Source organism: Streptomyces smyrnaeus, assembly GCF_017676345.1.
Lineage (GTDB): Bacteria > Actinomycetota > Actinomycetes > Streptomycetales > Streptomycetaceae > Streptomyces > Streptomyces smyrnaeus.
Genome location: NZ_JAFFZM010000017.1, coordinates 159,072 through 172,145, shown reverse-complemented (window position 1 = coordinate 172,145; position 13,074 = coordinate 159,072). Strand labels below are relative to the sequence as shown.

General features: G+C 72.7%; 11 protein-coding genes. 5 read left to right on the top strand and 6 right to left on the bottom strand.

Features of this window, described 5'->3' with window-relative positions; genetic code table 11:
• Positions 1-19 precede the first annotated feature (19 nt).
• On the top strand, positions 20-739 hold the full coding sequence (locus JW613_RS26085; protein WP_209213353.1) for an MgtC/SapB family protein: 720 nt from the start codon (positions 20-22) through the stop codon (positions 737-739).
• Between the two features lie 156 nt (positions 740-895).
• Positions 896-1,270 carry a DUF6479 family protein gene (locus JW613_RS26080; protein ID WP_209213352.1) on the top strand — a complete coding sequence of 125 codons (375 nt, stop codon included), beginning with the start codon at positions 896-898 and terminating at the stop codon, positions 1,268-1,270.
• Positions 1,271-1,431: 161 nt separating this feature from the next.
• Here JW613_RS26080 and JW613_RS26075 read toward each other — a convergent pair whose 3' ends face one another.
• Positions 1,432-1,992, bottom strand: a complete 561-nt coding sequence (locus tag JW613_RS26075; protein WP_209213351.1) for a TetR/AcrR family transcriptional regulator — start codon at positions 1,990-1,992, stop codon at positions 1,432-1,434.
• Positions 1,993-2,160: 168 nt separating this feature from the next.
• Between JW613_RS26075 and JW613_RS26070 the strand changes: the two genes are divergently transcribed.
• Entirely contained in the window at positions 2,161-3,741 is a 1,581-nt protein-coding gene (locus tag JW613_RS26070) for an MFS transporter (protein WP_209213350.1), read from the top strand.
• 127 nt (positions 3,742-3,868) lie between these two features.
• Positions 3,869-4,981, top strand: coding sequence for a M23 family metallopeptidase (locus JW613_RS26065; RefSeq protein WP_245226282.1), 1,113 nt, complete (start codon positions 3,869-3,871; stop codon positions 4,979-4,981).
• A 135-nt stretch (positions 4,982-5,116) separates the two neighbouring features.
• On the opposite strand, the gene JW613_RS26060 is transcribed toward JW613_RS26065, so the two are convergent.
• Positions 5,117-6,142 carry a LacI family DNA-binding transcriptional regulator gene (locus JW613_RS26060; protein WP_209213349.1) on the bottom strand — a complete coding sequence of 342 codons (1,026 nt, stop codon included), beginning with the start codon at positions 6,140-6,142 and terminating at the stop codon, positions 5,117-5,119.
• A 213-nt stretch (positions 6,143-6,355) separates the two neighbouring features.
• Between JW613_RS26060 and JW613_RS26055 the strand changes: the two genes are divergently transcribed.
• Entirely contained in the window at positions 6,356-9,001 is a 2,646-nt protein-coding gene (locus tag JW613_RS26055) for a PA14 domain-containing protein (protein ID WP_209213348.1), read from the top strand.
• 171 nt (positions 9,002-9,172) lie between these two features.
• Here JW613_RS26055 and JW613_RS26050 read toward each other — a convergent pair whose 3' ends face one another.
• Genes JW613_RS26050 through JW613_RS26035 form a run of 4 tightly spaced genes read right to left on the bottom strand, consistent with a single transcriptional unit; the run spans position 9,173 to position 12,997 of the window.
• Entirely contained in the window at positions 9,173-10,387 is a 1,215-nt protein-coding gene (locus JW613_RS26050; protein ID WP_209213347.1) for an ABC transporter permease, read from the bottom strand.
• Positions 10,384-11,136 (bottom strand): ABC transporter ATP-binding protein, encoded by a 753-nt coding sequence (locus JW613_RS26045; protein ID WP_209213346.1) that lies wholly within the window; start codon positions 11,134-11,136, stop codon positions 10,384-10,386. The genes JW613_RS26050 and JW613_RS26045 overlap by 4 nt, the downstream gene beginning before the upstream one ends.
• Positions 11,133-12,419 (bottom strand): peptidoglycan-binding domain-containing protein, encoded by a 1,287-nt coding sequence (locus tag JW613_RS26040; RefSeq protein ID WP_209213345.1) that lies wholly within the window; start codon positions 12,417-12,419, stop codon positions 11,133-11,135. The genes JW613_RS26045 and JW613_RS26040 overlap by 4 nt, the downstream gene beginning before the upstream one ends.
• Positions 12,416-12,997: a hypothetical protein gene (locus JW613_RS26035; RefSeq protein ID WP_209213344.1), complete on the bottom strand. Its 582-nt coding sequence runs from the start codon at positions 12,995-12,997 to the stop codon at positions 12,416-12,418. The genes JW613_RS26040 and JW613_RS26035 overlap by 4 nt, the downstream gene beginning before the upstream one ends.
• Positions 12,998-13,074 lie beyond the last annotated feature (77 nt).

The following is a 13,074-nucleotide window of genomic DNA, read 5'->3' as shown; positions in this document are numbered from 1 at the left end:
AAGCTGTTAGACCTCGGATATGAACGACGCGTTCTACTCTTCCCTCGGCCAGGGCTGGCCGCAGGTGGCCAACCTCGCGCTGGCTTTCCTCCTGACCTCACTGATCGGCCTGGAGCGGCGGGCCAAGAACAAGAGCGCGGGTCTGCGCACCCACGCGCTGGTGGGGCTGGGCGCCGCGCTCTTCATGCTGGTCAGCAAGTACGGCTTCGCCGATCTGATGGGCATGGAGGACATCTCCATCGATCCGTCCCGGGTCGCGGCGCAGGTCGTCTCCGGCGTCGGGTTCCTCGGCGGTGGCGTCATCTTCCTGCGCCGCGACGTGGTGCGCGGGCTGACGACGGCGGCGATCGTATGGGTCTCGGCCGCGGTCGGAATGGCCTGCGGTGCGGGGCTGCCGCTGCTGGCCGTTGCGACGGTGGCCATGCACTTCCTCACCGTCTGGGGCTTCACCAAGGTCAGCGACCGGCTGCCGGGGGCGGTGCCGGGCCATCTGCGGCTCACCTACGAGGAGGGGCGGGGTGTGTTGCGCAACGCGCTGTCGCTGTGCACGGAGCGCGGTTTCGTGGTGACCGAGACCAATGTCGAGCAGGTGGGGGAGCCGCGGCCGGAGCTGACCAAGCTCACCCTCGCGGTGTCGGGTTCCGGCTCGGTGCCGGAGCTGGTGGGCGAGCTGATGGAGGTGCCCGGGGTACTGGCGGTTAACGGGCGCGCCGTCTCCGGATCGCACGACGCGGACTGAACACGCCGCGGGCTGAACAGGACGTGGACCGAGTACGGGGCGGGGACCGCGCATGCCGTATCGCTCAGATGTTCGCTTCCCGGGTCCGGCCAGGTTTCCTTCGGTCCCCCACGGAAACCCCGAGGGTGACACCGCGAGCCGAAGGGGGCTGAGCACATGAACGCGGACGTCATCGGGACGGCCATGGACGTCGCCGCCCGTGACCATCTGGTGGGTCTGGTTCCCGGGCTCATCGGGCTGTTGATCGTGGCCGCGCTGATCGGCGCCGTCTGGCTCGGCATCCGGATCAAGAACCGCGAGCCCGAACCGCCCGAGCCCGACGAGCAGCCGCACCTGCCCGACGGTGGCCCGGTCCAGGAGGTCACGGAGAACCGCGAGCCGGACGAGATGCCCCGCGACGGGGTCCGTCGGCTGCCGCACAGCGGTGTGCACGATCAGGGCGACCGCGAGCACCACCCCGGCGAGCCGCCGACGCGCAAGAAGTGGGAGCCGGGCAAGAGCGGATCCTTCGGCAGCGGCGGCCCCGGCTGACCCCGGGTGCGCGCCGACGCCGATGGCTGCCCGATCCGGGAGAAGGCGGCGGAGGTGGCGGCCGGACAAGGCGGACGGCCACGGCAGCCAGAAGCAGATCCTGAGCGCACAGCGGCCCCGCGCTCGACCCTCTCAAGGGTGAGCGCGGGGCCGCCGTGCGCTCAGTCGTCGGGGGTGAGCAGCGCCGCGAGCGGCCCGGTGATGTCCGAGCGGGTGGGTGGGGTGGCCGCGGCGAGGGAGTGCAGCAGCAAGCCGTCGAGGACGCGGGAGAGTGCCCGGGCCGTGCGCTCGTCGGTGTGTGCGCCCAGCACCTGGCGCTCGGTCTCGGCGTACAGCAGCGCCGAGTCGCGCAGTTCGGGTCTGCGCATGGCGGCGGCCGACAGTTCGAAGGAGAGAACCAGCGCGGCGCGGTCGTCGCGCAGCAGCGTCTCCACCAGGTCGGCCAGCGCCTCCACCAGTCCGGCACGGGTGATCTGGCCCAGTTCCGCCCCCCAGGTGCGCAGCCGGCGTGCGTAGCGCTCGCTGAGCCTGCGGGTGGCCGCGTCGAGCAGCTCGTCCAGGGTGGCGAAGTAGTAGGTCGTGGAGCCGAGCGGGACGTCCGCCTCGCGGGCGACCGCGCGGTGGCTGAGCCCCGCGATGCCGTGCTCCAGCAGGATCCGCTCGGTGGCCGCCATGATCCGCTCCCGGCGCCCGGGGTCGGCCGGCCCTCGCTTGGCTCCCATCGGCACTGCCCGTCTTTCTCCGTTCCGGCGGTTTTTGTGTACCCTAGTACACAGATTTATGTACGTCCGTACACAAAATGCCCGGCACCGCGGACGCCGGGGCCGGACCGTCCCGCCGCACCACGTACGAGCGACGCCGCACGAACGCAAGAACGGAGAAACCGAGCCATGGCGCAGGACATGACCGTGAAGGCCGGCCCCCGGGAGTGGGCCGGCCTGCTGATCCTCACCCTGCCCGTGCTGCTGATCGCGATAGACCTCACGGTCCTGGGCTTCGCCGTCCCCGCGCTCAGCGAGGACCTCGCCCCCTCCAGCACCCAACTGCTGTGGCTCGTGGACATCTACTCCTTCGTGCTCGCCGGGCTGCTGGTGACCATGGGCACCCTCGGCGACCGAATAGGCAGGCGCAAGCTGCTGATGATCGGCTGCGCCGGATTCGGCGTCGCCTCCGCGCTCGCCGCCTACGCCCCCAGCGCGGGCGCGCTCATCGCGGCCCGCGTCCTGCTCGGCGTGGCGGGCGCGACGCTGATGCCCTCCACCCTCTCGCTGCTGCGCAACATGTTCCGCGACGAGCGCCAGCGGATGGTCGCCGTCGCCGCCTGGGGCTCCGCCTTCAGCGCCGGTTCGGCTCTCGGCCCCGTCGTCGGCGGGCTGCTGCTGGAGCACTTCTGGTGGGGCTCGGTCTTCCTGATCAACCTTCCGCTGGTGCTGCTCGCCCTGGCCGGGCTGCCGCTGCTGGTGCCCGAGACCAAGGACCCCAGGCCGGGCCGCTTCGACCTGCTCAGCGCGGCCCTCACCCTGCTGACGGTGCTGCCCGCCGTCTACGCCGTCAAGACGTTCGCACACGGCGACCAGCTGCGGGCCGTGCCGTTCCTCGCCGTGGGGCTGGCCTTCGGCGCCGTGTTCGTACGGCGCCAGCGCACCCTCGCCGACCCGCTCATCGACATCTCCCTCTTCCGTATCCGGCACTTCTCCGCCGCGATCGTCACCAATGTGCTCGTGATCTTCGTGATGGCCGGATCGCTCTTCTTCATCCCGCAGTTCCTGCAGCTGTCCGAGGGCCTCTCGCCGCTGCGCGGCGGAGTGATGCTGCTGCCCGGCGCCGCCCTCTCGGTCGCCTCCGGATTCTTCGCCGCCGCCGCGGCCCGGCGCACCGGCGTACGGCAGCTGATCACCGCCGGGCTGGCGACCGCGGCGCTCGGCTTCGCGGCGCTGACGGCGCTGCCGCTGGGGCACGGGGTGGCCGTCGTCGTCCTCGCCTTCTGCCTGGTGAGCCTGGGCGTGGGGACGGTGATGACGCTGACCAACAGCATGGTGCTCGCCACCGTTCCGCCCGAGCGGGCGGGCGCCGCCTCGGCCGTCTCCGAGACCGGTATCGAGCTGGGCGGCGCGCTCGGCGTCGCCGTGCTGGGCAGCGTGCTCTCCTCCGCGTACCGGATGGGCCTCGACCCGGTGGACGGGGTGCCGGCGCGGGTGCTGGACGCCGCCCGCGAGACGCTCGGCAACGCCCTGGCCGCCGCCGCGCGACTGGGCGGCGGCCCCGGCCAGGCACTGGTCGCCGAGGCCAGGTCCGCCTTCTCGCGCGGTGTCCAGATCACCGGGCTGGCCGGTGCGGCACTGCTCGCGGTCGCCGCCGTGCTGGCCTGGGTGCTGCTGCGCCCCCGGCCCGGGAAGGACGGCGGCGAGGCCGGGGTCCCCGACCGTTCCGGGCGCCCGGAGCGGGAGGCGGCCACCTCCCCGCACGGCTGAGGCCCTCTCGCGCCGCCCGAAAAAGCACCCGTCCTGGGGACAGGGCGCTGCGACGAACGGCCCAAGCCGCCCGCGTGCCGCGCCCGTGCGACGCCTCTGACGCCGCGCACGGCCGCACGATCGTGCCATGACTCAGGTCGTACGAAAGAGACGGGCAGCTGTGCCGCTGGCAGCGCTGGTGTGTGCGGCGGTGCTCGCCGCCGGCGCGCCGCAGGCCGCGGGCACCGCACCCGCCCGGGGCGCGGCCGAGGCCGCGCAGCCGCTGCCCGCCCGGATCGCCTCGCTCTACCGGGAGGCCGCAGCTGCCTCGGCTCGCTACGAGGCCGCCCACCGCAAGGCAGCAGTGCAACGGGCGGCGGTCGCCCGGGCCGCACGGGCCGTCAGCAGAGGGGAGGAGCGGCTGCGGCGGCTGCACCGGCAGCTCGGCGCGGTGGCCCGTCGGCAGTACCAGGAGGGCGGCTGGGCCCCGGCCACCCGGCTGCTGATGACCAGCACCCCGGACACCCTGCTCGACAGGCTCCGCTCGCAGCGCCAGGGCGACCTCGCCTTCCGGCGGCTGCTGCACACCACGAAGACCACCCAGCGCGACCTCGTGCGGGACCGGGAGCGCCGGCGGACCCAGCTGGGCGAACTGAAGGCCGAAACCGAGCGGCAGCGGCGCGCCAAGCGCCTCGTCGAACGGCGGCTGGCGCAGGCCAGGGAGCGGCTGCGGGAGGCACGGGAGGAACGCGCGGCACGGGCCGCAGGGCCGATCTCGCGCGCGGCGCTGCGGGCCGAGCCGGGCTCCGGGGGCTGCGCCTACAGCCCGCCGGGCGAGCGCCGGGCGGCCGGCAGCGGGAAGTGGGTGGCGCCGGTCAAGGGCTATACGCTGTCGGCGGGCTTCGCCTCCTCGGGCAAGCGCTGGTCGAACAGCCATACCGGCCAGGACTTCGCGGTGGAGGTCGGCACCCCGGTCCGGGCCGTCGGCGCGGGCACCGTCGTCAAGACGAACTGCGGCGGCCCCTTCGGCAACCACATCGTCATCAGGCACCCCAACGGCTACTACACGCAGTACGCGCATCTCTCGCGCATCCAGACCAAGCCGGGCGAGCACGTACGGGCGGGGGAGCAGATCGGCCTCTCCGGCAACACCGGCAACTCCACCGGCCCGCACCTGCACTTCGAGGTCCGGGTCACCCCCGAGGTCGGCTCGGGCATCGACCCGGTGCCGTGGCTGCGCAGCCGCGGGGTGGACGTCTGACCGCTGCGCGACGAGGTTCCGCGGGCGGGGGCTCCTGCGGCTTTCCATCGTTGGAAAACCGCACTCGTCCCAAGACGTGGCGAAAGGCCCCCGCCCGCGCCCCCGCCCGCGGTCCGGGCCCCCGCCGACAGTTCCTCACCCGTCGGGGCGGCCCAGCGTGCTCTCCCGCTCCAGGAGCCGGAAGCCCGGCCGCAGTTGCCGGGGGCCCTCAGGAGCGCCGGCCCCGCCACCGATGCGGAGCACCACCGACTCCACGGCCAGCCGGGCTATCGCCCGCTTGTCCGGCGCCACCGTCGTGAGCGACACCATGCCGTACCGGCCCTCCGTCAGATCGTCGAACCCCACCACCGCGACGTCCTGCGGCACCCGCAACCCGCGCTCGGCCAGCAGCCGCATCGCCCCGATGGCCACGAGGTCGTTGTAGGCGAAGACCGCGTCCGGTCGCTGCCCGGAGTCCAGCAGCGCCGCCATCGCCGCGGCCCCGTCCGCGCGCTCCCACCCCTCCACCCGTCCCACCAGTGCGTCGTCCGCGGCGAGCCCGGACGCCGCCAGCTCCGTCTGCCAGCCCAGCAGCCGCAGATGCGCGGGCCTGCTGGGCCGGTCGCGGCGGGCGCCCACGAAGGCGATGCGGCGCCGCCCGATGTCCAGCAGGTGCCGCACGGCGGTGCGCGCCGCCGCGACGTTGTCGATCGCGATGTGGTCGTAGGGCAGGTCGTAGCGTCGCTCGCCGATCAGCACGAGAGGCACCTCGTCGGTGCGCGCCGCCAGGTCCTCGGCCTCCAGTTCCAGCGGGTTGAGGATCAGACCGTCGATGACCCGGGTGCGGAAGCCCTGGGCGACCAGGAGTTCGCGGTCGCGGCGGCCCTGGGTGTGGTCGAGCAGCACCGTGTAGTCGTGCTCGGCGGCGGCGTCGACCACGGCTCCGGCCAGTTCGGCGAAGTAGGGGTTGCCCAGTTCGGGCACGGCGAGGGCGAGGATGCCCGTACGGCCTTTGCGCAGATGGCGGGCTGTGGGGTTGGGCCGGTAGCCGAGCACGTCGATGGCCTGCTGCACCTTGTGCCGGGTGGCGGGCGTGACGTGCTGGTACTTGTTCACCACGTTCGAGACGGTCTTGACCGAGACGCCCGCGTGCTCGGCCACGTCCTTGAGACTCACCCTCACCCGTGCCCAACTCCCCCCGTTCGCTGCCCGCTCCGTGCCCGGTTCGGCCGCTGTCGTCGCGTACCTGGACAGGGTCCGGCATGCGTGCTGTCATGCCAACTGTCCCCGTTTCCAACGTTGTACAAGCCGACGGGGCACCCACAAGGACCGCACGGAGAAGTTCCACAGGGCACAGTCCGCACCCACACGTGGCACACCTCACCCGGAGGTACCGTGAGACGCGCACAACCCTGGTCAGCGGCCGTCATCGCCGCCTCAGCCCTCCTCGCCCTCCTCGCCGTGCTCGGCGCCCCACCGGGGTCCGCCGCCACGGCCTCGGCCGCGGCACCCGCCGCCCAGCCGCCCGAGGCGCACGGCCTCAAGGGCGAGTACTGGACCCAGTCGGCGCCCGGCGCCTACGACTTCGGCACCCTCAAGGCCACCGCCTTCGACCCGGGCCTCGACTTCGACGACCTCGAACCGCGGCTGAAGGAACGTACCGGCAGCGCCGATCACGCCAGCGTCCGCTGGACCGGCCGGCTCACCCCGGAGCGGACGGGCAGCCACACCTTCCACATCACCGGGGACAACGGCTTCCGTATGTGGCTCGACGGCCGGCTCGTCATCGACCACTGGGTCCCCGACTGGGACAAGGAGCAGAACTCCGAGCCCGTCGAGCTTGCGGCGGGCAAGTCCTACGACCTCAAGGTCGAGTACTTCGAGGAGTGGGGCGGCTCCAACCTCCATGTGCGCTGGACCCCGCCCGGCGGTACGAAGACGGCCGTTCCCCGGTCGGCCTTCACCCTCCCGGACGGCTTCGACTACGACGGCCCCACCGAGGTGCACGTGCGCAAGTCCGGTCGCACGCTGGAACTCGGCTTCGCCCAGGAGCTCGCAGCGCCACCCGCCCGGCTGCGCGACCACCTCAAGGCCGTCATCGGTGGCGCCACCTGGCCGCTGGGCGAGATACGCCGCGCCCCCGACGACCCGCGTGCGCTGCTGGTCGCGCTGCCCGAACCGGTCGTGGGCCAGGGCGGCACGGCCGACGTCCGCTACGACGGAGAGGGCGGGCTGACCGGCGCCGACGACCGGCCGGTCGGTGCCTTCTGGACGTCCGGCGACAACAGGTCGCAGTACCAGCTCAAGACAGAGTGGGCCGAGGAGGTCCGCCCCGGCAACGCGCTGCCCGAGTACCCGCGCCCGCAGCTCAAGCGCGACCGGTGGCGAAACCTCAACGGTACCTGGCAGTTCGCCGCGGCCGAGAAGGGCGAGCGGCCGCCGCTGGGCCGGCACAAGAAGCTGGCCGAGAAGATCCTGGTCCCCTACCCCGTCGAGTCGCAGCTGTCCGGAGTGGAGCGCCACGAGGAACGGATGTGGTACAAGCGGTCGTTCACCGTGCCCAGGAGCTGGAAGGTGGGCGCACACGGCTCCGGCGAGCGACTGAAGCTGCACTTCGACGCCGTCGACTGGCAGGCCACCGTCTACGTCAACGGGAAGCGCGTCGCCGCGCACAAGGGCGGCTACGACCGCTTCACCGTCGATGTCACCGACGCGCTGCGCCCCGGACGGCACCAGGAACTGGTCGTCGGTGTCCACGACCCGACCGACTCCCCGGACGGCCCCAACCCGCCCGTCGGCAAACAGCGGCTCGACCCCGAGGGCATCTGGTACACGCCGTCGTCGGGGATCTGGCAGACGGTGTGGATGGAACCGGTGGCGGCCGACCACGTCGCCGACGTCAAGACCACACCCGACCTGGACGGTGAGCAGGTCGCGGTCACCGCACGCGGCGTGCGGGACGAAGTGCCCGTCACAGCGGTCGCCTACGACGGTGAGCGCGAGGTCGGCCGGGCCACCGGCAGCGGGAGCGAGCCGTTCCGGGTCCCGGTGCCCGATCCGCATCTGTGGTCGCCCGACGACCCGCACCTGTACACCCTTGAGGTGAAGGTGGGCAAGGGGCGGTCGGCGGACGTCGTCGAGAGCTACTTCGGTATGCGGGAGATCTCTGTCGAGACCGTCGACGGCAAGCGGCGCATGGTGCTCAACGGCAAACCCGTCTTCTCGATGGCCACCCTCGACCACGGCTTCTGGCCCGACGGACTGCACACGGCACCGACGGACGAAGCTCTCGCCTCCGATCTGCGCCGCCACAAGGAAATGGGCTTCAACTCGGTCCGCAAGCACATCAAGGTCGAGCCCGACCGCTGGTTCTACCACGCGGACCGACTGGGCCTGCTGGTGTGGCAGGACATGCCGTCCATGCGCTCCGACCGGAGGCCGGACAGCGCGGCGCGGACCCAGTACGAGCACGAGCTGAAACAGCTGATCCAGCAGCACGACAGCCATCCCTCGGTGATCATGTGGGTCACCTTCAACGAGGGCTGGGGCCAGTACGACCAGGCGCGGATCGCCGACTACGCGAAGGAACTCGACCCCTCGCGGCTCGTGAACAACATGAGCGGGCACAACTGCTGCGGCGCCGTCGACGGCGGCAACGGCGACGTGTCCGACGCGCACGGCTACCCCGGTGCCCAACTTCCCTCGCCGGACGGCAAGCGGGCGCTGGTGAGCGGCGAATACGGCGGGCTCGGACTCGCCGTACCCGGCCATGCCTGGCCCGTGCGGCACACCTATGTGGGCGTCGAGAAGGAGAAGTTCACCGACGAATACCTGGCCAAACTGGAGGACGTCGAGCGCTTCGCCGCCTGCGACGGCAGCAGCGGCGCCGTCTACACCCAGATCGCCGATGTGGAGGGCGAACTGAACGGGCTGCTGACCTACGACAGAAAGGTCGTCAAGCCGGATGTGGAGCGGATCGAGGCCGCGCACCGGAAACTGATCGAGGGCGCCGCCGACGGCACCCTCGCCTGCGACCGCTGAACCGACGCCGAGAGGGGCGCGCCCCGGCCGAGGGCGCGCCCCGAAGCGGCGCCGTTGACCGCACCCGCACCCCGTACCGGCGTCGGGCCGTCCCCACCGGCCCGGCAGCGGAGCCGGCTCCCGGAGCTGAGCCGGTCCCGAGCAGGCTCCGCAGCCGGAGCGCAAGGCCGATCAGGAGGCGGACAATGCCTCGGTCGGAGGCAGCCTCGCGGCCCGTACGGCGGGGTAGAAACCCGCCAGTCCGCCGATGACCAGGGTGGCCCCGACGCCGCCCGCCATCGCCCAGACCGGCACCACGGACGGCCAGCCCTGATAGGCCGCGTACCCCGTGGTGACACAGATCCCCAGCAGCACCCCACCGGCCCCGCCGAGCGCGGACAACAGCTGGGACTCGCACAGGAACTGGCTGCGGATCTGGCCCCGGGTGGCCCCCAGCGCGCGCCGCAGCCCGATCTCGGAGCGCCGCTCCAGCACCGAGATCACCATGGTGTTGGCGACACCGACCCCACCGACCAGCAGCGCCACGGCACCCAGCCCCAGCAGCAGTCCGCTGAGCGTGTCGTCGGACGCCTCCTTGGCGGCCAGCGCGTCCGACGGCCGGGAGACGGTCACCTCGTTGGGGCTCTCCGGATTGGCCGTCGCCCCCAGCAGTTCCTGCACCGCGCCGACCGACGACTCCTCCGCCCTGGTGTGCACGGTGGTCGGATAGCCGTCGAAGCCCAGATACCGGGTCGCCGCGCTCCAGCCCACCAGCGCGGTGGCGTCCAGATCGGGGGCCAACTCGTTGGGCGCCAGGATGCCCACGACGGTGAACCACCGCTCACCCAGCCATACCCGGGTGCCCGCGCCCGCGGTGTGGATGCCGAGGTGGTCGGCCGCCTCCGGTCCCAGCACCACCGCCGGATAGCGCGAGTTGGCCGCGTTCAGCCAGCGGCCCGCCGTCAGCTCGGCACCCACCGTCCGGGGCAGGTCGGTACGTGCCGCCGCGACGGAGATACCGCCGGTCTCCTCCGTGGGCATCCGGTCGGTGCGGAAGACCTTCGCGTCCGTCTTGCCCACCGCGGAGACCGACTCCACCCGCGGCATGTGGCCGATCATCTCCACCGCGCTCTTGGGCAGCCTGGCCTCCTCTCCCGAGAACGACTGCCCCGGAGTGACGGTGAGCAGATTGGTGCCCAGCGCGTCCAGTTTCCGGTTCAGGTCCTCCCTGCTGGAGGTGGAGATCCCCACCACGCCCACCATGGCGGCGATGCCGATGGCGATGCCCAGCGCCGAGAGGAACACCCGCGTCGGCCGCGAACGCAGCCCCGCACCGCCCACCCGCAGCACATCGGCAAGGCTCATCCGCGCGGCGCGTGGCGCGGCACCGCTCGAACCGTCCTTCATCGGCCGACCCCCGCCCCGGCGGCCGAGTCGTGCTCGATCCGGCCGTCCCGCAGCCGCACCTCGCGCGGCAGCGACGCGGCGATGTCCCGGTCGTGGGTGATGACGACCACCGTCGTACCCGCCCGGTGCAGCTCGTGCAGCAACTCCAGCACGGCGCTGCCCGCACGCGAGTCCAGCGCCCCTGTCGGCTCGTCCGCCAGCAGCAACGGCGGGTTGCCCAGCACCGCGCGGGCGATGGCCACCCGCTGCTTCTCCCCGCCGGACAGCTCGTGCGGCCGGTGCAGCAGCCGGTGCCCAAGCCCCACCTCGCGCAGTGCCGCCTCGGCGGCCCGCCGCCGCTCCCCGCGCGGCGCACCGCTGTAGAGCAGCCCGTCGGCGACGCTGTCCAGGGCGGGCACCCCGGGGGAGAGGTGGAACTGCTGGAAGACGAAGCCGATCGTGCGGGCGCGCAGCGCGGACAGCTCGCGGTCGGACAGCGCCGCCACGTCGTGCCCGTCGATGCGTACCGTGCCCCGGGAGGGACGGCTGAGGGTGCCCATGATGTTGAGCAGCGTCGACTTGCCCGAGCCCGACGGGCCGACGATGGCGAGGAGTTCGCCCCGTGCCACGGACAGATCGGCACCGCCGAGCGCCACCACGTCGCCGTACCGCTGCTGGACGCCGGCCAACTCCACCAGCGTGCGGGAAGCCGGCGGTGGCGGGGGCGGGGCGGGGGTCGGCGGCGCCGGGAGTGTGCGGGTCGGCGTCATCGGGGCACCCCCACGTCGAGCCCCTCCTCGATGCCCGTCCCGGACACCTCCACCTTGCCGTCGGCGAACATGCCCAGCCGCACCGGGATGCGGCGCGACCGCCCGTCCGCCCCCCTGGTCTCGACGGCGTAGCCGCCGCCGGGCTCGGCCAGCAGCGCGTTGACCGGCACCGCGAGCACGTCCTCGCGGGTCTGTGCCTTCAAGATCACGTCCACCGAGGCCGCCTGGTAGCGGCCCAGCTTCTGCTGCGAGCCGACCTTCAACTCGACGGGCAGCGTCGCCTCCTCGGCGCCCCCGTCCCCGCCGTCTTCCGAGCCCTGACCGCCGCCGGAGGTCTCCTGCCCGCCGGAGGGGGTACCGATGTCGGTCACCTCCGCCTGCGCCGTGCCGCCGTCCGGCAGTCCGATGGTCGCCTTGGTGCCCTTCTCGACCAGGCTCTCCAGCCCCGCCTCCAGCTCGACCTCCACGATCCGGTCGGTGCCCGTCCAGGTCAGTGCCTCGCCGCCGGCCAGCGCGCCCGGTGACGTCCGCTGCTCGGCGACCCGGCGCGCCCCGGAGGCGACCACGGCGTCGCCGGGAGCGACCTCACCGGTCGCCTCGCGATGCAGATCGTCCTGCCAGTCGCGGACGGCCTGCGCCGTGCCGCTGGTGAACTCCTCGTCGACGGTGAAACCGCTGTAGCCGAGCTCCGCGAGATTCTTCTCCAACGTCTCCACGTCGTCCCCCGCCACACCCGGGCGCAGCGTCCGGTAGAAGGGCTTGGAGCCGTACAGCAGCGGCACCTTGTGCTCGTCCACGCTGTAGACGGTGTCGCCCCGGGAGAGGGTGGCGCCCTCTTCCGGGAGCCAGGTGACGATCCCCGCCTCCTGACTGCTGTTCGAGTTCCCCGTGTTTCGGCCCGGCTGCTGCGCCGAGCCGCCGCCGCTGTCGCCGCCGTCGTCGGGCTGGTTGCCGGTGGCCGCCTGCTGGACGGTGGTGGGGGTGCCGAAGCCGAGCGTCCCGTCCACCGTCTCCGTACGGGTGAGCGTGGTGCGCTCCACCGGCGCCGTCTTCTGCGGTCCTGTGGCGCGGGGCGTCCCGGCGCTCTTCGCCTGCCCCGGGAACGCGCCCGTCGCGGCCACCCCGGCAGCGCCCACCGCGGTCGCCGCGGCGAGTACGAGCAGCGAGGTGCGCAGCGGGTGGCGCCCGCGGCCCGCCCCGCCGAGGGCACCGTCCGTGTCGCTGCTGTCCGTGTCCTCGGCCTTCGCCCGCCCGCCGGCCGGTTCCTGCTGCTGGGCGGTCATCGCGCGCCGCCGCCCTTCATCTGGATACCACCGCCGGGGTACTTGTCGCGGCACGCCTTCTGGGCGTCCTGGAACGCCTTGCTCCCGGGCTCGATGCCGGTGCCCGCCATGTCGAGCTGCATGACGCTGCCGTTGACCGCGGGGTCGGGGAAGTTGTCGAGCCCGTTCTCGCGCATGCAAGCGGCCCAGGCCGCGACCTTCTTGGAGTCCAGCGGCTTGCCTTTGCCGCCGTCCATCTGCGGCGCCTTGTCGCGGCACGCCTGTTCCGCCTCCTTGAAGGCGGCGGAACCACGGTCGACACCGGAGCCGCCGATGCGGACGCCACCGCCCTCCTGCTTGGGGTCGGGGAAGTCCTTGACGCCGTTGTCGCGCATGCACTGCGCATACTCCAGCGCCTTGTCGAACTGCTTTCCGGCGCCGCTCCGGGCCCCGTCGTCGCCCGCGGCCTCCTGCGCCGGGTCCTGCTCGCCCCCGCCGTCGGAGGAGTCGCCGCCGCAGCCGGTGAGCAGCGCGCCCGCCAGCAGCAACGCCGCAGCGGGGAGGGTGCGTATCAAGGATCGCTTCCGAGTGATGAACATGCGGTGAGTTGTACGCGGCGGACGGTTACACCGCGGGAACAGCCGCTGTTACGCCGCTGTTATGCCCCCTGCCGCAT